Consider the following 19103-nt stretch of genomic DNA (forward strand, 5'->3'; position numbering starts at 1 on the left):
AATACCATGGGACAAGAATGACTATAACTTCCGATATTTGATTAAAATAACAGAAGTGAAATCGGAAGTTCTTGACTTTATAAAAGTTCCGATATATAATTAAGTGGAATTAAAACTTCTGTTATGATTCTTATTATAGCATTTTCCAGAAGTTTGTCAACAAATAATCGGAAGTTACGAATAAATATTTTTTGAAAGGAAGGATACTACCATGACATTTGGAGAAAAAATTAAAGAAGCTCGTTTGGCTATGAACCTATCTCAAACGGAGCTTGCCCAGATGACCGGCATTTCCGAAAGATCCCTTTACACCTATGAGCAGCTCGGAACACTCCCCAGAAAAAGCAACATCAGAAAACTTGCTGAAGCACTGCATATCTCTGTGTCCTATCTTTTGGACGAATCTGAAACGGATAGCCAGAGCCATATAGATCAGGATATGTTTATTTTAGAGGCAAAGGAAAACTTCGGTTCAAAAGGAGCAAAAGAAGCTCAGGAAGTGTTGGGTCGTGTAAATTCTCTGTTTGCCGGTGGAGAATTGGACGAGGACGCAAAAGATGTATTCTTCCAGGCGATTATGTCAGTTTATATGGACTCTAAGAAAACAGCACGGGAAAAGTACACTCCGAAGAAATACAGAAAGCATAAAGATAAAGAGTAAAATCCTCAAGCACAGAATATGTTTTCTGTGTGCGATTCGGAGGTGAAGCAAATGAAAACGGCAGAGCATATCATTGAAACTGTCGATAAGCTTGTGCGAAAATATCACACCAGAGACCCTTACGAGCTATGTCAGCTGTTAGGTATCAAAATCCACTATTACGATTTACAGAAGAAATTGAAGGGCTTCTTCTATTACCAGTCCAGACAAAAGAATATCGTGATAGATCACAATGTGAACGGTATCCTGGAGCGTATATTAGTCGCACATGAATTAGGACACGCTGTCCTGCATACAAAAATCGCTATGATGCACGGCTTTCAAGAAATGGAAGTTTTTGATGATAGATCAATCGAAGAAAATGAAGCAAACTTCTTTGCGGCGGAGCTTCTGTTAGAAGATGGGAAAGTCCTGGAATGCCTTTCGGAACACACATTTTTTGAAACGGCTAAAATGCTCTATGTACCGGCAGCATTATTAGACTACAAATTCAGCCTGCTCCACGAAAAAGGAGAGCTGGTAAATTCGATGTATATTCGTAAAGCAGATTTCCTGAAAGAAGATCTTCATGCCTACGATAACGACATTGGTTATGGCGATATATGAATATCTATTTTTATATCTTTACAGAAAAAGTCCACCAGTACGATGCGTAGTGCATCATGACTGGTGGACTTTTTGCTTCTTAAAGAATCAGTATATTGTGCTGCAAAAAAGAACCCCATAGCAGTTCACTCTGTACCGTCAATGGGCTTCTTTTTCATTATATCAATCAAGCTCCGCTTTTTTTATCATCTCTTGCTGGTCAATCAAGACATCAATCAACTTTCCTACGGTTATCAATGTTGTTACATTACACTTTTTCAGTTTTGCAGCAATCTCATTATCAATGATGCTGTCGCATTTTGCATATGGGGTATCCAGTAAAAAATAGTCAAAGTTCTTTTCCAAGACGAATGCCAGTTTTAGAAGCATTGCCAAAGAAACTTTCGTCTGTCCAACTTCAACATGGCTCATATGATTGTTCGAGCAACCAACCAACGCACCCAAATCAGCCTGACTATAACCCTTTTCCAGTCGGGCAGCTCTAATGCGCTGACCAATCTTAACGTAATCAATTTCCGGTTGCGTTTCAATCACCTCCATGCTGTGTATGATTCTGCTATACATTATAAAATGTACCAAAAATCTCAACAACCAACATCGGGTGCAAGTTGCATTTATAAATGCAATATGATAAAATTTTATAGGCAGATTGCATTAAATGATAGAATGAAAAGAACCCCAAGACGACAATATGAGCTATCTTGAGGTTCTTTAAAATAAAAAATTCGTAGAGTACATTACTCCACGAATCGCATTCTTCTCTGTTTTTTTTAGTTTATATCTTTATTTTACAAATTGTCGCACTGTTTGTCAATATGTTAGGGACATAAAACACGAGGTTTTGCACAAAAATCCATCTTAGAAAGTTCCAAAGTCACAATTTGCCGTCAGAATTATAGTCATATTGAAGGAGGTGTACCTTATGGCACGAAAAGGAGAAAATATTTACAAAAGGAAAGACGGCAGATGGGAAGGAAGATACATTAAGTCCCGATCTTCTACAGGCAAAGCCAATTACGGTTATGTTTATGCAAAGTCATATCGAGAAGTCAAGGCAAAACTTATCAGTCAAAGTTCGTGCACGAGTAATTCTGTCACTGTCGATCCAGAAATTAGCTCAGATCAATTTGAACAGGTTGCTATGGAATGGTTTCAAGCTATATGTCCTAAAGTGAAGGAATCTACAAGCAACAAATATAGGAATCTTCTCAGCTCGTATATACTTCCTGTGTTCGGAAGCAAACAATTGCGTGATATAACACACGAGTTTATTGAAACGCAGTGTAATTTTTTCCTTGTTTCTGGTGGATTAAAGGAGAATGGACTTTCCTCTAAAACTGTTTCAGATATTTTATCTCTAATTCGAAATGTCTTACAATTTGCCACCCGAAACGGGAAAGCCATTTCTTGTGACGCACGATCTATACAGATAAAACGTCAAACGAAGGAAATGAGAGTTTTGAGTCGTGCTGAACAGGAAAAATTATGCCAATACTTGTATTCTAATCTTGATTCCTGCAATATTGGTATATTAGTATGTTTATTCACTGGTCTCAGAGTAGGTGAAATTTGTGCGTTACGATGGGAAGATGTTTCATTCTCAGATTACACAATCCACGTGCATCAAACGCTCCAGAGAATCCAAGATAGAACCAACAGTGAATACAAGACAAGGATTGTTGTTACCACACCAAAAAGTGCTTGCTCCATCCGTACTATTCCAGTACCCCATGGCTTAATGACTATTCTTACAGCACACAAAGCTTCTTCTACTGGCTACATCCTAACCAATAGCGATCAGAATCCATTAGAACCAAGAACCATGCAAAATCATTTTAAGAAGGTATTGAAAAACAGCGGAATCACCTCCGCAAATTATCACTCGTTACGTCATACATTTGCTACAAGGTGCATAGAGCTTGGATTCGATGTAAAAAGTCTCAGCGAAATATTGGGTCATGCCAGCGTGAATATTACAATGAATCGCTATGTACACCCATCCATGGATTTAAAAAGAGAAAATATGCAACGGCTTTCTGATTTATTAGCCGTCAAATAAATTGTCAACACCGTCAAATAATGCTGAGTTTTCAGTGTTTGGCGGTGTTTTTTCGTGGAGTAATGTACTCTACGAAAGAGTATACCCAGGAGGAGATTTATTGATTCAATTTGTAGGGCGAGATGCTTATAAGCAGTTTTGGAATTTTAGTAAAGATGAGAAAGAGAACTTGGCCACTCAATTGGCGATTGAGTTACCCGCACTCAGAGGAAAAGTTGGTGCATCACAAGAAGAAATTGCTTCGGCTGTTGGTATTTCACGACAAACTTATAGTGCCTACGAAAATCGGACACGCCCAATTCCATGGAGTTTATATCTAGCACTATTGTTTTATTTTGATTACATTCCAAGTACACATTATATGATTCGCCAGCTTGAATTATTCCCAAATGAAAGAAGTTATGGAAATAAGACTTAGAAGCAAACTTAAGAGTGTGTTGATAGTGCAGTATCTTAAAATTTTGTATAATAGGAATTGAAGTTAAATTAGATGCTAAAAATTTGTAATTAAGAAGGAGTGATTACATGAACAAAAATATAAAATATTCTCAAAACTTTTTAACGAGTGAAAAAGTACTCAACCAAATAATAAAACAATTGAATTTAAAAGAAACCGATACCGTTTACGAAATTGGAACAGGTAAAGGGCATTTAACGACGAAACTGGCTAAAATAAGTAAACAGGTAACGTCTATTGAATTAGACAGTCATCTATTCAACTTATCGTCAGAAAAATTAAAACTGAATACTCGTGTCACTTTAATTCACCAAGATATTCTACAGTTTCAATTCCCTAACAAACAGAGGTATAAAATTGTTGGGAGTATTCCTTACCATTTAAGCACACAAATTATTAAAAAAGTGGTTTTTGAAAGCCATGCGTCTGACATCTATCTGATTGTTGAAGAAGGATTCTACAAGCGTACCTTGGATATTCACCGAACACTAGGGTTGCTCTTGCACACTCAAGTCTCGATTCAGCAATTGCTTAAGCTGCCAGCGGAATGCTTTCATCCTAAACCAAAAGTAAACAGTGTCTTAATAAAACTTACCCGCCATACCACAGATGTTCCAGATAAATATTGGAAGCTATATACGTACTTTGTTTCAAAATGGGTCAATCGAGAATATCGTCAACTGTTTACTAAAAATCAGTTTCATCAAGCAATGAAACACGCCAAAGTAAACAATTTAAGTACCGTTACTTATGAGCAAGTATTGTCTATTTTTAATAGTTATCTATTATTTAACGGGAGGAAATAATTCTATGAGTCGCTTTTGTAAATTTGGAAAGTTACACGTTACTAAAGGGAATGTAGATAAATTATTAGGTATACTACTGACAGCTTCCAAGGAGCTAAAGAGGTCCCTAGCGCCTACGGGGAATTTGTATCGATAAGGGGTACAAATTCCCACTAAGCGCTCGGGACCCCTTGTAGGAAAATGTCCTAAGTGTGGCAACAATATTGTATTAAAAAAATCGTTTTATGGTTGTTCAAATTATCCTGAATGTACCTTCACTTTAGCTGAACATTTTAGAAAGAAAAAACTCACCAAAACAAATGTAAAAGAATTACTAGAGGGAAAAGAAACCCTGGTAAAAGGAATCAAAACGAAAGATAGAAAGTCCTACAATGCCGTTGTAAAAATCGGAGAAAAGGGATATATTGATTTTATCTCTTTTTCAAAATAAGCATAAAAGCCCTTTAAAGAGGGCTTTTATATATTAATCACAAATCACTTATCACAAATCACAAGTGATTAATCACAAATCACTTGTGATTTGTGATTCCTAATGATACAATATTACTATACAAAAAAAGAATGGGGCGTAGTTATGGAGAAGGAAGAACTCAAAATACTTGAAGAATTAAGACGTATTTTAAACAGTAAAAATGAAGCGATTGTTATCTTAAACAATTATTTTAAAGGTGGTGTTGGAAAGTCAAAATTATCGACTATGTTTGCTTACTTGACAGACAAATTTAATTTAAAAGTTTTAATGATCGATAAGGACTTACAAGCAACATTGACAAAAGACTTAGCAAAAACATTTAAGGTAGAATTGCCACGTGTTAATTTTTATGAAGGACTGAAAAATGGAAACTTGGCTTCTTCTATTGTTCATTTGACTGATAATTTAGACTTGATCCCTGGCACGTTTGATTTGATGTTACTGCCAAAATTAACTCGCTCATGGACTTTTGAAAATGAAAGTAGATTGCTTGCTACTCTTTTAGCACCTTTAAAAAGTGACTATGATCTCATTATTATTGATACTGTACCAACGCCAAGCGTTTATACAAATAATGCAATCGTGGCAAGTGATTACGTTATGATCCCTTTACAAGCAGAAGAAGAAAGTACAAACAACATTCAAAACTATATTTCCTATTTGATTGATTTACAAGAACAGTTTAACCCTGGACTAGATATGATCGGTTTTGTTCCTTATTTAGTTGATACGGACAGCGCAACGATAAAATCAAACCTGGAAGAACTGTACAAGCAACATAAAGAAGATAACTTGGTTTTCCAAAATATTATCAAGCGAAGTAATAAAGTAAGTACCTGGTCTAAAAACGGAATTACAGAACACAAAGGCTATGACAAAAAAGTTTTATCCATGTATGAGAACGTATTTTTTGAAATGCTTGAGCGAATCATTCAATTAGAAAACGAAAAAGAATAGAATCACAAATCACAAGTGATTAATCACAAATCACTTGTGATTTGTGATTGTTGATGATAAAATAAGAATAAGAAGAAATAGAAAGAAGTGAGTGATTGTGGGAAATTTAGGCGCACAAAAAGCAAAACGAAATGATACACCAATCAGTGCAAAAAAAGATATAATGGGAGATAAGACGGTTCGTGTTCGTGCTGACTTGCACCATATCATAAAAATCGAAACAGCAAAGAATGGCGGAAACGTAAAAGAAGTTATGGATCAAGCCTTAGAAGAATATATACGGAAATATTTACCTGACAAACTTTAAAAGGAGTGAAAATGAAATGGCAGTTACGTATGAAAAAACATTTGAAATAGAGATCATTAACGAATTATCGGCAAGCGTTTATAATCGAGTATTAAACTATGTTTTGAACCATGAATTAAATAAAAATGACTCTCAATTATTGGAAGTCAATTTATTAAACCAATTAAAGCTTGCAAAACGTGTAAATCTTTTTGATTATTCTTTAGAAGAATTACAAGCCGTTCATGAGTATTGGCGGTCAATGAATCGTTACTCAAAACAAGTTTTGAATAAAGAGAAAGTGGCTTAATATGGCAAATATAGTCAATTTTACTGACAAACAGTTTGAGAATCGCTTAAATGATAATTTAGAAGAATTGGTTCAAGTAAAAAAGCGGTTGAATCGCCAACCGCTTTTTTACTTGGTGGGCAATCAGGGTCAGGGAAAACCAGTTTGCGAAGAAGATGATTGAGCAGGCAGGAACAAAGTGATAAATTCAAATTGTGAGGGAAAATACAGATGAATCAAGGAAGAATTATTGTGATTACAGGCTCACCGGGGACAGGAAAAACAACAACTGCGTCAATTGTCGCAAAGGAATCAGATATGGATAAATCAGTGCATATGCACACCGATGACTTTTTTCATTACTTAAGCAAAGGCGCAATACCACCACATTTGCCAGAATCCAACAAGCAAAATCTGGTTGTCATTGAAGCCTTTTTAGAAGCTGCAAAGCGATATGCTCGTGGCGGATATGATGTAATTGTAGATGGGATTGTCGGGCCATGGTTTTTGGAGCCATGGAAAGCTCTTGCCCAAGAAGATTACGAGGTACACTATATTGTATTAAGAGCGAGTAAAAAAGAAACTATGAAGCGAGCTGTGGAACGCTCAAAATTAGATAGAAAAACAAATATTGAATTAGTGGAAACAATGTGGGAGCAATTTTCCGGTTTGGGGATATATGAATCAAATGTCATAGACACAACTACATTCACAATTAAAGATACGGTTTCCGCAATAAAAGAAAGAGTTGCATGTGGGACGTCTTTACTATCTTAGACATTCCCATTTGTCAGGAAGATAGCAAAGCCAGCCGAGCCAGTCAACGGTCAAGATGAACGGCGCATTTCATGCGCCGCCGTTGACAGTCACGCCCGTCTTTGCTAAAAAGTAATCAAGGCGGGAAAGCCCTAAAATGGCTTCCCGCCCATTTCAATTTTTAGAAAAGAAACGCTCCAAAATCAGAAAGAGAGCGTCCAAGCACTTTGAGGGATTGGCCGCCTTGTCCACCCATTCAGCGGGACAGCGGGCGGAGGTCAAGGCCGGGTGTAAACCCGTTCATTTCAGCTTAGAAACCCTTCATAAAACGGGCTTATTTAGCGATATAAGGCTTTATAATAGAGAAGGAGTGAAACTTCTATTCAAGTTTAGAAACGCCTTCCATTAGTCCGAAAGAGACCTTAGAAAGAGAATTAAATCGTAAAGTATCAGGGAAAGAAATTCAACCGACTTTGGAGAGAATAGAGCAAAAAATGGTTCAAAATCAACACCAAGAAACCCCTGAATTTAAAGCAATTCAACAAAAATTGGAAAGCTTGCAGCTACCTACACCACCAATACCCAAAACACCTAAACTTCCAGGACTTTAAACCTTAAAAAAGGAAAAGAGTAGTTACCAAAAAACGGTAACTACTCTTTTTTTATAAAAACCTTTCCTCATGTTTGAAAAGCTGATCGAGAAATAAAGCACACAACGGTATTCTTTCTTTTTTCAGTTGGTACATTTTGCAGTCTGTAACGTGTCATTTACTGTTTGTTACCTTAACATATCCAGTCGAAAACACAAGGGTATATAAACGAGCAAGCTCGCCCTTGTGTTTTCTTTGTGTCTATGTTGCGTTCTCGTCACAGCAAACGACACGAACACACTGGCGAAAATGAACCAACAAAACGAAAAAAGAAAGGAGCGTATACTTCACAGACGGTGTTAAGGATACTTACCAGATGAAACCGTACATTGCACCGACCGCTGCTGAGTTGGAACAATTTCTTTCCTCTCTAAATTAAATCTTGCCGAAGCAGTGATGTGTCAGACTTTCCTGACACATCGCCGCTTTGCACTTCACAAAATCCGCTGCCAGGAGGTGATGAAATGAGTATGGTAAATGCTGACTCCGTTCAGCTATTCGCAATGCTGAAAAAAATGCAGGATTCCATTTCCTCCATCGAAACTACCAAAAAATCTGTAAAGATGAAATATGAACAGTTAGGTGCTGGATGGCAAGATAAAAAATACAACGAGTTGGGCGTGGTTGTAAGAGACTGCAACAAGGCTCTCAATGACATATTGGTAATTATGCTTCAAGCAGAAAAATATGTGGCTTTACTCGCCAAGAGCCTTAGTGAATACGAAAGTGTTCAACTAGGATCTACAAATGGAATATCTGCAAGCACACCTCAGACCAGTAGTTTTGCTGTTACACCATCAAGTGCAGATACAACCACCTTTGAGTCAAATACCTTTGGTTCTAATCTTGCATTTGTTCAAGACAGACTATCAGCTGAACGATATTTTTCCCGTGGAAATCACTATGAAGAATATCGAGATTATTGGGAGAACGGGAACTATACCTTTTCTCGAAATGAAAATCCAGAACTCGTATACGTTAGAGCAAGGGATATTGAAGGAGTTTATCTCAGTGACCGAGAACTTGGGAACCCGGAAGGATTTTGGACACGGAATGGTCGAGAGGGATGGTCGAGAGAAAACATTCTAAGGCGAGCTTCGCACATCCAAGATGTTCGTCAAAATACTGAGTCAGGAATGTCTTTGGATGAGCTTTCACAAAACCCAGTGTTAGATGATACCATTCGTAGCTATTACAATAATCCTGTCCAGGTTGCGCAGGTAGGTTCTTATTATGTATTTCAGAGTGATGGGCGACATCGAACACTTGCAGCTCAATCGCTTGATACATATATCCCGGTTTTAGTAACAGGTAGCTACACTCGAAATGATTAACAAATGAGGAGGTGAGTGTTTGAGCAACGTAAATGCTGATGCAACTCAATTACTGACAATACTGAAAAATATGCGGACCTCCATTTCTTCTATCGAAACTACAAGAAGTTCTGTGAAGATGAAATATCAGCAATTGGGAATTGGATGGAATGACAAGAAGTACGATGAGCTGGGAACTATCGTAAAAGATTGCAACAAAGCCCTGAATGATATTTTACAGATTATGCTTCAGGCCGAAAAATACGTTGCTTCACTTGCCAAAAGTGTACAAGAATATGATAATGTTAATTTGGACACTCCTTCTGCACGAAATTCTTTCCTCCAGGGTCTGCAAACACCTAATGTTGGTAATTCGTCTTATCAGTATTGCCTTGGCGTGCTAACCCAAGGTAGCACACCAGACGGATATATCGCTGTTATATCACAACGCCATGAAAATGCAGAGCAGAATGTCAGAGAAGTGTTTGACCATTTCGCTGGTAAACTGATGATACAAGATTCTGAATATCCACCGGATCAGACAGCACATTACTCACCGGGAAATTATATAGGGCATTCACGAGGAGTCTACTACAATGCAGCTTCTGATATGACAAATCCAAGAGGTGCAGGAACAACTTATTTCCACGAGCTTGCTCACATGATCGACCATGCTTCGTGCAACTATCGGAGCAATCTATCCAATACTCCAGAATTTGCTGAGGCACTGGTTGAGGACGGACAAAGAATCCTGAGCTTATATAACAATCTTCCAGTGGAAAAGCAAACTGCTTTTCTGACCCGTATTAGGCAGGATTCAGCTCACTCCTTCTCGGACTTAATTGATGCGACAACAAATGGTCAATTGCACGGAAATTATGGTCACTCAAGGAACTATTGGACGAGACCGGGCAATCTACAAGCAGAAGCCTTTGCCCACTTTTTTGAAGCGTCTATGGGAGACCAAGGCAAATTAGAGCTATTAGCAAATTTCTTTCCTACAGCGTTTGGTATTTTTTCTTCAATGATTGATTCTATTAGACCAGATAATCATGTTAGGGTCTTGAGCAGAGAAAGGTAGGTGCATACAATGGACAAAAACAAGAGCGTTGCAGATTTTATGAATAGCTTCCTTAATACACCTGAACCGAAAATTGATAATGAGTATTATGAAATCGAAGAACAGTATTTTCGGCAATTCGGTCATGGTGTCCCAAGGGAAATGTTGCCTGATAGCATTTCAACGGAACAAATTAAACAAGCCATGAAAAAATGCATTCTTTCCAAAAAGGATAATCTCTTTGAACTATTAGGCATCATTATCAACGATAATTATTTATATTAAGAAAAGGAACGACGACATGGATGAAGACAACATTATAACTTTGAATGATGAGAATGGGAACGAAGTTGAATTTGAATTTCTTGACTTAATACCGTATCGCCAGAACGAATATGTTGTCCTGCTTCCTATTGGAGATTCGGATGGGCAAGTTGTTATTTTGCAGCTGAAAGAAATTGACGATGAAACAGAAGAATATGTTGGTGTTGAAAACGAATTTGTGTTAGAGACTGTCTTTGCTCTGTTCAAAGAGCGAAACAAAGATTTCTTTACATTTGAGTAATTAAACAATGCAAGCTCAAACCAACAACACGATAAAAGGGGGGTGCATTATGGATATTTGGCATCGTGTAGGCAGAATTGTTCGCTTCTCAAACTTAGGAACTCTTCTGTTCTTTACTCTTAATATTCTGCTGATTGTTGCTGTGTTCGGTTCGTCAGGAAGCATTGTTGAACTGATTTGTATTTACTTTTTCACAGTAGCTATCAGCTTATCCCCATTAGGCGAAATGTGCCTGGCTGCCTTCGCAGGAGCAAGCGATATAAAAAGAGTAGATATAAAACTTCGAGTTGTCCCGCTGGTTCAATATGTTTTAGATAAAGCAAAAGAGAACACATCATACTGTCCTAAAAAAGTGAAAGTGAAGATTATCCATGATCCTGCTCCAAATGCATTTGCTCTAGGTAGGCAAACACTATGCATAACTGACGGATTGCTTTTACTCTCCGATGATATGATACTTGGAATTCTCGCCCATGAGATCGGACATCTCTCATACGGACATACTGTTATCCAATTATTGATTGGCGGGGGCAATATATTTATATCCGGGTGCCTCCTGTTAATCAAAATATCCTACTGGATTTTTTCTGCAATCATGGGGCTGTTCGCAATATGCTCTCGTAGTGGTGTAATGGGTATAATTACCGCAGTTTTCGCAGGAATATCAACAGCACTTTCTTGGTTATGGGTAAAGTTCTGTATGCTTTTTCTGATGTGGTCTATGAGACAAAATGAGTATCTGGCTGATGAATTTGCTTATAAAATTGGTTTTGGTCTTGAATTAGCGACGGTATTAGACCAACATATCTCAGATGTTCCGCATGATGGTTTTCTCAGTGCAATATACTCAACTCATCCATGCAACGATGATAGGGTTGCAGCATTGCAAAATTTAGGTGTACCCTATTCTCGATACTAAATTCATAATCTCACAAATTGGCAAGCAGTGTAAACCTGTACAGGTTCACTCATTTTCTCGATTTTCCCTTCGGTGCAATCTTCGCAAATTTGCTTGTTGGGGAAGCATCCCCAATCCCCTTTGAACATCATCTGCCGATGATGGCTACACGATTTTCAATCGTTTCTCAAAGAACAGTAGAATAAAAATTTGCCCATGGTTGAAAGCACCGAAATCGAAAAGCAAAAAAGCAGCCACGATCCGCACCCTTTGGGGAGTGCAGACCGTGGCTTTTTGCTTTAACGGAAGTTCTTCTTTTCCTCTTTCTCTTTCTCTTTTTCCTGCTCTTTCTGCCTGTCGATATTCAAAATCGTTTCAACCGTCCGTTTGGCAATCAGCAGTTCTTCTTTCTCTTTTCTGATCTGACGGTACTCAGCGTAGTCCTGCTTTTTCTGGACTGCCAGCTGATGAAACTCCTCATACAATGATTGCATGGACGGGAGCTTTGTAATCTGCAATTCATCAAAGGCTTGCTTCGCCGCTTTATGAATTGTGATTTCCTGACGGTGTTCTTCAAAGAATTTTTTGCTATATCCAGACTTGCGGTACTCGATATAAATTTGCCTTGTGTTGCGATAATTTTTGATGTGCTGCTGCAACGCCTGAACCTCAACCATACGTTTCTCTGCGACCTTGATAGAATCAGAAAGCGCATCGAACCGGGCAGACAGATTTTCAATATGAGCAGTCAGATCGTCGTAGTTGCCCAAGCCTTTTTCTTTCAGTAGGATTACCGTTCGGGCAGCTTCTTTTCGGTTGAACTTCTTCGCCCACTTTTCATAACCGACCGTCTTGCCCTCGGCCATCTTTGCCTGAATATCAATCAGCATCTGGAACTGCTTCGGGGCAGGAGCCTTGGCAGAGCCGCCTTTTGATTTGTGCAGGTTCTTGCCGGAGATAACCGCTTGAATTTCCTCTTTGCTATATCCTTCGCCCAGGGAACGCAGCCGAATGAAACGCTTCTGATTCTCGCCCTTGAACGCAGGCTGCTTTCCATCCTTGAACTCAAATCCCATGTCAGCCAGAGCCTGAACAAAGCCATCAAAGCTCTTTGGTTTCTGCTTCAGCACCGCATCAATCGCATCACATAATTCGTCACGCTGGGTACGCTTCTTGGGATAAACAGTTCTTTTCTGGCGCTCCCGATACGGCTTCGGTGTAATAATGGACAGCCCGTGTTCCAGGCAAACCATATCACTGAGTCTTTGCACCGCCAGACCGGAAAGAAAGAAGTTTTTGAATTTCCGTGTGGCATCCAGCGAGGTCGAATTATAAATGATATGATTGTGAATGTGGGATTTGTCGATGTGGGTCGCAACGATGAAAGCGTGTTTTCCCTTTGTCCATCGCATCGCTGTTTCATAGCCGACTTGGTTCGCTTCTTCCGGGGTGATTTCTCCCGGCTTAAAGGACTGGCGTATCTGGTATGCGATGATATTGTTCTTCTGCTGTCTGCCGGTAATATGCTGATACTGCCGTTTGGAAAGCAGAAATTCCTCATCTGCTGTCTTTGGATCACACTCATAGGAACTGATAAATTCGCCATCATTGGTTTTTGCGGCATTTTGTGAGTAGTCGGTTCTGTCTGCCAAACATTGAGCGACCGTCTTTCCCTTATTCACATGGAGTGCAATCAATCTTGTCGCTGCCATTCCCATCACTTCCTTCCCAAAAAGAAAAAGCCACCGGTCGGTGACTTTTCTCTGATATTATCTTATGACCTGATAAATGCTCCCAGACTTTCTCCAATATTCTCGACTTTCATAACAGCCCAGACGAGCAAGAACACCGCTGCTATTGTCGCAATTCCAAGAACCACAAGAATAAGCAGGGACTGCCACAAAGCCTTTACAATGCAGTAAATCGCAGATCCGCCAATGACCAAGAGCAATAAACCAATTACATAGGACACAACATTTGTAAGCAGATTTCCAAGAATGCAAATCACTTTTACAACGAACAGCACCGGCAGTGCCAATATCTTCAATACCAGCTTCATAGGCTCAACCCCTTTCTTTTAATTATATTGTACAAGGGTATCTGCCATAACGCAATGATGTCAACCCTTATGTAAAAGCCGCAGCCGAAACTGCGACTTCCCAACAAGTTGTCGGATTACTGGATTGAGGACAGGCGAACAAGAACTTCTCTCATGTCCGTCCAGATCTCCTCCAGCCGTTTTTGCAAATCCTCAATGTCAGCACGATAGATGCTGCCTGTTTCGTTCGCTCGCTTTGCGTACTGGTTCAGGTTGTTGGAGCAGATTCGCAGGAGCGAAACCAGGGCTTTCACATCCTGCAAATCCAGTCTGATACAGTAACCATCCAGAGCCATTTTCCGCAGATAGGCTCCCATGCTGCGGATGCCAAGCTCGTCCATCTTCTCATGGATTCGCTCGACCTCCTCCTTGGATGCAAGGAAATGAACATCCTGATCTCGCTTTGCCATTACAACACCTCCTCACGGGTTTCAGAGTATTTTGCAGGCGGGATATGCTCCGCTTTGGATTTCAGATCAGCCAACACAGAAGGACGCTCTGACTCGCTTCTTTCGTCACGATTTTCCACAGAGTCCTCCATATTCAGGGCTGCATCCAGTTCTGCCAGTCGCTGACTTTTGGCTGTCAGCTCTGCTTCCTGCGGGAACGGTTTTCCAACCTCCGCCTTGGCTGCTTCCTGCTGATTGTAGAGATTATTCAACTGCTCATTGGCTCGTTCTAAGCGCTCAAGGATGCCTGCAAGGGCATTGTCCAGTCGGGTGATATTTCCTCGTGCGTCCGTTCCAAGGGCTACTCTGTGGCTCACAGCGCCCTTCAGGGTCACATCGAACTCGTTCCGGAAACTGTCAAACGAAAGCTCCATCTGAAAGCCACGGTAACTGCCAAGAGGAACCGGATCGGCACTTTTCGTGTCCTTACAAGCCGCAAGGAGGATTTCACCGGCATCTGCCTTTTCGGTGTAGGCTTTGCCCATGATTTCCATGCCGCAAAAGCCATCGGCAATCTGCGGGTGTGCTTCCACGGTTTTAATATCAGCTTCAAAGCCATGAATATAGCCTGTCTGCTTTTCAATCTCAGCCGGGAAGTATTTCAGAAGCTTATCTTCCATACGGTACTGCTGGCTCTGGTGGTCAGCTTTCAGCACCTTCAGCCTTGCCACATCAATGTCCAAGTCCATCTTTTCCTTGATAAGCGGATTGCCGGCACACAGCGCCTTGATCTCCGCATAGGACAGCGCCTGCTCATCCACATCGTCACAGGAGCGAACCGGTGATTTGGAGGTCATAATCTGAGAAATAAACTTCTGCTTGTTTTCCAAGGTCTGATACAGGTAGGCATCGAAGGTTCCCTCGGTCACATACTGATACACCTGAACCTCTTTGTTCCGGTTGCCCTGACGGATGATACGACCGTTTCTCTGGGTCATATCAGACGGACGCCAACCCACATCCAAGTGGTGAACTGCCACCAATTTGTCCTGGACGTTGGTTCCTGCACCCATCTTTTGCGTACTGCCAAGAAGCACTCGCACCTGCCCGGTACGAACCTTGGCAAAGAGGTCTTTTTTCTTTGCCTCGGTATCTGCATCATGGATAAAGGCAACTTCTTCCGCAGGCACACCGTTTGCAATCAGCTTGGTTTTGACATCATCATAGACATTGAAGGTTCCATCATTTTTCGGTGTGCTAAGGTCGCAGAACACCAACTGGGTCAATTTGTCAGCCTGACCGTCCTGCCAGATACGCAGGATATTTCCCACGCAGGCATTGAGCTTGCTGTCAGGGTCATCGGGTAACAGGGTGTTCATTAGCCGCTGATCCAGTCCCAATTTTCGTCCGTCGCTGGTAATCTTGAGCATATTATCGACGGACGGGTCTACAATACCGGCATGAACATCTGCTGCTCTCTCTGAAAGGGAAGCCACCATATCCTTCTGGTACTCAGAGGGCTGAACCACAACCGTTTCAAACTTTGCTTCGGGAACAGGGAGATGCAACTGGTCAGAGGTCTTGATGTCGGCAACCTCCTTGAACATATTCATCAGTTCAGGCAGGTTGAAGAACTTCGCAAATCGGGTTCTGGCACGATAGCCGGTTCCCTCCGGTGCAAGCTCAATCGCAGTTGTTGTTTCTCCGAAGGTCGATGCCCAGGAATCAAAATGGGTCAGGTTCTTTTGCTGGAGCGTACTGTACTGGAGATAGCGCATGACCGTATAAAGCTCGGTCATCGAGTTACTTACTGGAGTACCGGTTGCAAAGATCACACCACGCCCGCCGGTCAGCTCATCCATATAGCGGCACTTCATAAACATATCCGAAGATTTCTGGGCTTCGGAGGTGGACAGACCTGCCACATTTCGCATTTTTGTGTAGAGGAACAAATTCTTGAACGCATGGCTTTCGTCCACAAACAGCCGGTCTACACCCAACTGCTCAAAGGTAATGACATCATCTTTCTTGTCAGCGGCAAGGAGCTTGTCCAGTCTGGCTTCCAATGATTTTCGTGTTTTCTCCATCTGCTTGATCGTGAAGTTTTCGCCACGCTGCCATTTCAGCTCCGCAATCGCACCCTCGATCTCATCAATCTGCTCCCGCAGCTGCCGTTCCTGTCGTTCGGCAGAAAGCGGGATTTTTTCAAACTGGCTGTGACCGATGATGACTGCATCATAGTCACCCGTTGCGATACGAGCGCAGAACTTCTTACGGTTTGCTGTTTCAAAATCCTTCTTGGTGGCAACAAGGAGCTTGGCACTCGGATAGAGGTGCAGGAACTCGTTTGCCCACTGTAAGGTCAAGTGATTCGGCACAACGAACAGGGATTTCTGGCTCAATCCAAGCCGTTTACTCTCCATAGCCGATGCAGCCATCTCGAAGGATAGCGATAGGTAATCCTTTGGTCGGGATATGCAGCCGCAGGCTGCATATCCGTTCCTCCAGATTTTCCCCCGCTCCAAACCGTGCGTGACAGTTTCCCATCACACGGCTTTCCATCGTCAGCATTTTTTTATGATAATCTATACATCAAACAGATTTGCCCTTTAGAAAACGAGTTCCGGCATTTCTGCCATCACACGAAGTTTATTGAGCTTTGCCAACTGCTTTTTATCTGGGTTCAGCACTTTCAGGTATTTTCGGATGGTGCGCTCATTACTGGAATGAATGAGAATGTGAACCACATCGGAGACAATAATCAGGTTTTGGTAACTGTCATTGCCCCCAAGCACCAACGGCTTTTTGTGGTGACAGTCCACTTGATTTGCTCCCAGTTCAGCACCAGAGACAGCACATTTTCCTTTCTGCGCAACATAGAGCGCAATGCGGTTGTCGTTGTACTCTACGCTCTGCTTACCGCATGGATTGTTCATCAGATGATAGAGTACTGCCATATTGATACCAGCAAGATTCTTATGAATCTCAACCCGTCCTTCTGGCGTGTACTTGTTTACCCGACTTTTCTTATCCATAGGTACTCTATGCTGAACATAGGCAATCGGGACGATGGCATGACCATTCAGATAACGCACCTCCCGGCTTGTGCCGTATTTCTCCTTGATATACCTGTTTGTGATTTGACCTTTCTTTTGCAGTCTGTGCTTCAATCTGTTGTAAAGGCTCTTTTTGACATCGAAAGCGATTTTGTGAAAGTCAATATTCACATGGGTTGCAATGCTGTAATAGTTATGAACGCCCATGACATAGGAGTTGTATTTCTGTATCAGACGATATTCCATTCCTGGGTCATAGGTCTGCCGTATCTGCCCAATAATTTCCTTGCTTTTCTCCCGGATTTTCTGCAATGCTTTATCCTTGATATGCGCTTCTACTACATACCTTGGTTGTCCATCTGGCTTCTTTCCTTTTGTTCGAACTTTCAGCTTAAAGCCAAGAAATTCAGAGTAATGGCGTTTCAGATTTACGATCTTTGATTTCTCCGGGCTGATTTCCAGTCCCAGACGATCTAAAAGCCATTGTTTCGTAGCCTCGAACAGCTTGATTGCATCCGACCGCTTTTTGCAAAAGATTTTGAAATCATCTGCATAACGGACAACATAGCACTCTTTTAGATTCGTGTAGTTACGCAGAGTACGGATGGTACTGCTTTTGTCGGGAGTTCCATTCGCATAGATTCTGTGTACATAGTTCCTTTGGGTGGGCATTTCTTCCCACTGGCTGACAATCCACCAATCCAGTTCATTCAGGACGATGTTTGACAACAGTGGGGAAATGATACCGCCCTGTGGCGTACCCTTTTCGGGAAAACCGATTCCAGCCACTTCTGCCTTTAGCATGGCAGAAATGATAGACAGCAGCTTTTTATCCCTAATTCCGAGTGTCCACATCTGCTTCAGCAGTTTTCCGTGGTTCACATTGTCAAAGAAAGACTTAATGTCTATATCAATGACATAGTGGCAACCGACGTTCTGTATCATTCTCTCCGCTTGGGCAATGGCATTTTCTGCACTGTGGTTTGGTCTGAAACCATTGCTTCGCTTGAAGAATTTTGCTTCACAGATAGGTTCTAATACTTGCAGAATACATTGCTGAATGAGCCTGTCCATAATCGTGGGTATTCCGAGGGGACGGGTTTTCCCGTTATCCTTTGGTATTTCCACTCTGCGGACAGCATTAGGAATATACCAGTCCAGCTTGCGCTGAACATGGGCAACTAAGGCATTTTCGTTCCACTTGTTCAAATCGCTTATTGTTTTATTATCCACACCCGCCGTCCGACTGCCGCTGTTCTTTCGGATATTTCTATATGCCAACTTGATGTTTTCAGGGCGTTTTATCAGTTCCACAAGATTGCAGAACCGCTGCCCCTTGACACTTGCGGCATACAGTTCGTCAAGAACGAGCTGCATATCGTAGTATTCGGAGTTGCGGATTTTCTGTTTCTTTAAGGGTTTCTTCTTGTTTGCCAAAGTCAGGTACTTTCCTTTCTTTCGAGAGGATTTCGCTTTTCTTAGTCATACTCGAACCTTTGTGTCTGTATAGTTTTCAATTTATTGATTGCTGACGACTAATGGCCATCCCTCCACCGTATTTCTACGGCTTCAACGGTACTGTGCCATCTCTCTCAACTGGATAAAGGATTGTTATACGCAATACGCTTTCCAATCCAACACCTCATAGCCTGTAACCGGCTCCGTGTTCCAGCCTTTCCACGTTCCAATATTCCTATCTGTACATATCTGCCCTTAGGTGTCCCT

General features: G+C 41.2%; 22 protein-coding genes and 1 pseudogene. 16 read left to right on the top strand and 7 right to left on the bottom strand.

The features are described from left to right. The first annotated feature begins 211 nt into the window (after window positions 1-211). Together I2C21_RS06820 and I2C21_RS06825 are read left to right on the top strand one after the other, a co-directional pair. The gene (locus I2C21_RS06820) at window positions 212-661 is read left to right on the top strand and encodes a helix-turn-helix domain-containing protein (RefSeq protein ID WP_002304411.1); all 450 of its coding nucleotides are present in this window, start codon (window positions 212-214) and stop codon (window positions 659-661) included. Window positions 662-712: 51 nt separating this feature from the next. Continuing rightward, window positions 713-1267, top strand: coding sequence for an ImmA/IrrE family metallo-endopeptidase (locus tag I2C21_RS06825; protein WP_002304410.1), 555 nt, complete (start codon window positions 713-715; stop codon window positions 1265-1267). Window positions 1268-1429: 162 nt separating this feature from the next. On the opposite strand, the gene I2C21_RS06830 is transcribed toward I2C21_RS06825, so the two are convergent. Beyond that, complete coding sequence (locus I2C21_RS06830) at window positions 1430-1807, bottom strand: helix-turn-helix domain-containing protein (RefSeq protein WP_002578940.1); 378 nt, start codon at window positions 1805-1807, stop codon at window positions 1430-1432. 382 nt (window positions 1808-2189) lie between these two features. On the opposite strand from I2C21_RS06830, the gene I2C21_RS06835 reads away from it, so the two are divergent. The 14 genes from I2C21_RS06835 (at window position 2190) to I2C21_RS06910 (ending at window position 11856) form a co-directional block, all read left to right on the top strand. Further along, complete coding sequence (locus tag I2C21_RS06835; protein WP_002304408.1) at window positions 2190-3326, top strand: tyrosine-type recombinase/integrase; 1137 nt, start codon at window positions 2190-2192, stop codon at window positions 3324-3326. Window positions 3327-3360: 34 nt separating this feature from the next. Then, window positions 3361-3744 (top strand): helix-turn-helix domain-containing protein, encoded by a 384-nt coding sequence (locus I2C21_RS17770; protein WP_099323097.1) that lies wholly within the window; start codon window positions 3361-3363, stop codon window positions 3742-3744. A 107-nt stretch (window positions 3745-3851) separates the two neighbouring features. Next, window positions 3852-4589, top strand: a complete 738-nt coding sequence (gene erm(B), locus I2C21_RS06850; RefSeq protein ID WP_002292226.1) for a 23S rRNA (adenine(2058)-N(6))-methyltransferase Erm(B) — start codon at window positions 3852-3854, stop codon at window positions 4587-4589. Between the two features lie 145 nt (window positions 4590-4734). Beyond that, window positions 4735-5019, top strand: a complete 285-nt coding sequence (locus tag I2C21_RS06855) for a topoisomerase C-terminal repeat-containing protein (protein ID WP_073459356.1) — start codon at window positions 4735-4737, stop codon at window positions 5017-5019. A 144-nt stretch (window positions 5020-5163) separates the two neighbouring features. After that, window positions 5164-6018 carry a ParA family protein gene (locus I2C21_RS06860; protein WP_002594335.1) on the top strand — a complete coding sequence of 285 codons (855 nt, stop codon included), beginning with the start codon at window positions 5164-5166 and terminating at the stop codon, window positions 6016-6018. 91 nt (window positions 6019-6109) lie between these two features. Further along, the gene (locus I2C21_RS06865; protein ID WP_001835296.1) at window positions 6110-6325 is read left to right on the top strand and encodes a peptide-binding protein; all 216 of its coding nucleotides are present in this window, start codon (window positions 6110-6112) and stop codon (window positions 6323-6325) included. 16 nt (window positions 6326-6341) lie between these two features. Then, on the top strand, window positions 6342-6614 hold the full coding sequence (locus I2C21_RS06870; RefSeq protein WP_000301765.1) for an antitoxin: 273 nt from the start codon (window positions 6342-6344) through the stop codon (window positions 6612-6614). Between the two features lies 1 nt (window position 6615). Further along, complete coding sequence (locus I2C21_RS06875) at window positions 6616-6777, top strand: hypothetical protein (protein ID WP_002304403.1); 162 nt, start codon at window positions 6616-6618, stop codon at window positions 6775-6777. Between the two features lie 47 nt (window positions 6778-6824). Then, window positions 6825-7370, top strand: coding sequence for a P-loop nucleotide/nucleoside kinase family protein (locus I2C21_RS06880; protein ID WP_002304402.1), 546 nt, complete (start codon window positions 6825-6827; stop codon window positions 7368-7370). A 1093-nt stretch (window positions 7371-8463) separates the two neighbouring features. Further along, on the top strand, window positions 8464-9333 hold the full coding sequence (locus I2C21_RS06890; protein ID WP_002578944.1) for a hypothetical protein: 870 nt from the start codon (window positions 8464-8466) through the stop codon (window positions 9331-9333). 19 nt (window positions 9334-9352) lie between these two features. Beyond that, a complete protein-coding gene (locus I2C21_RS06895; RefSeq protein WP_002304399.1) occupies window positions 9353-10393 on the top strand; it encodes a hypothetical protein in 1041 nt (346 codons plus the stop codon). A gap of 9 nt (window positions 10394-10402) precedes the next feature. Next, window positions 10403-10657 carry a hypothetical protein gene (locus I2C21_RS06900; protein WP_002588965.1) on the top strand — a complete coding sequence of 85 codons (255 nt, stop codon included), beginning with the start codon at window positions 10403-10405 and terminating at the stop codon, window positions 10655-10657. Window positions 10658-10673: 16 nt separating this feature from the next. Further along, on the top strand, window positions 10674-10937 hold the full coding sequence (locus tag I2C21_RS06905; RefSeq protein WP_002304397.1) for a DUF1292 domain-containing protein: 264 nt from the start codon (window positions 10674-10676) through the stop codon (window positions 10935-10937). Window positions 10938-10986: 49 nt separating this feature from the next. Next, window positions 10987-11856 carry a zinc metalloprotease HtpX gene (locus I2C21_RS06910; RefSeq protein WP_002588966.1) on the top strand — a complete coding sequence of 290 codons (870 nt, stop codon included), beginning with the start codon at window positions 10987-10989 and terminating at the stop codon, window positions 11854-11856. A 278-nt stretch (window positions 11857-12134) separates the two neighbouring features. On the opposite strand, the gene I2C21_RS06915 is transcribed toward I2C21_RS06910, so the two are convergent. The 6 genes and pseudogenes from I2C21_RS06915 to ltrA all read right to left on the bottom strand — a co-directional run bounded on the left by I2C21_RS06915 (window position 12135) and on the right by ltrA (window position 18815). Further along, window positions 12135-13547 carry a relaxase/mobilization nuclease domain-containing protein gene (locus tag I2C21_RS06915; RefSeq protein ID WP_002578945.1) on the bottom strand — a complete coding sequence of 471 codons (1413 nt, stop codon included), beginning with the start codon at window positions 13545-13547 and terminating at the stop codon, window positions 12135-12137. 62 nt (window positions 13548-13609) lie between these two features. Continuing rightward, window positions 13610-13894 carry a hypothetical protein gene (locus tag I2C21_RS06920; RefSeq protein WP_002578946.1) on the bottom strand — a complete coding sequence of 95 codons (285 nt, stop codon included), beginning with the start codon at window positions 13892-13894 and terminating at the stop codon, window positions 13610-13612. A 116-nt stretch (window positions 13895-14010) separates the two neighbouring features. Next, the gene (locus tag I2C21_RS06925; RefSeq protein WP_002578947.1) at window positions 14011-14343 is read right to left on the bottom strand and encodes a plasmid mobilization protein; all 333 of its coding nucleotides are present in this window, start codon (window positions 14341-14343) and stop codon (window positions 14011-14013) included. After that, window positions 14343-16769 (bottom strand): annotated as a pseudogene (locus I2C21_RS06930) (helicase-like domain-containing protein); the annotation flags it as partial. The pseudogene I2C21_RS06930 and the gene I2C21_RS06925, both read right to left, overlap by 1 nt. Continuing rightward, a complete protein-coding gene (locus tag I2C21_RS17435; RefSeq protein WP_207730601.1) occupies window positions 16735-16893 on the bottom strand; it encodes a hypothetical protein in 159 nt (52 codons plus the stop codon). The pseudogene I2C21_RS06930 and the gene I2C21_RS17435, both read right to left, overlap by 35 nt. Before the next feature lie 38 nt (window positions 16894-16931). Beyond that, on the bottom strand, window positions 16932-18815 hold the full coding sequence (ltrA, locus tag I2C21_RS06935) for a group II intron reverse transcriptase/maturase (RefSeq protein WP_195278850.1): 1884 nt from the start codon (window positions 18813-18815) through the stop codon (window positions 16932-16934). Window positions 18816-19103 lie beyond the last annotated feature (288 nt).

Source organism: Clostridium sp. J1101437_171009_A5, from assembly GCF_015547905.1.
GTDB classification, from domain to species: domain Bacteria; phylum Bacillota; class Clostridia; order Oscillospirales; family Oscillospiraceae; genus Pseudoflavonifractor_A; species Pseudoflavonifractor_A gallinarum.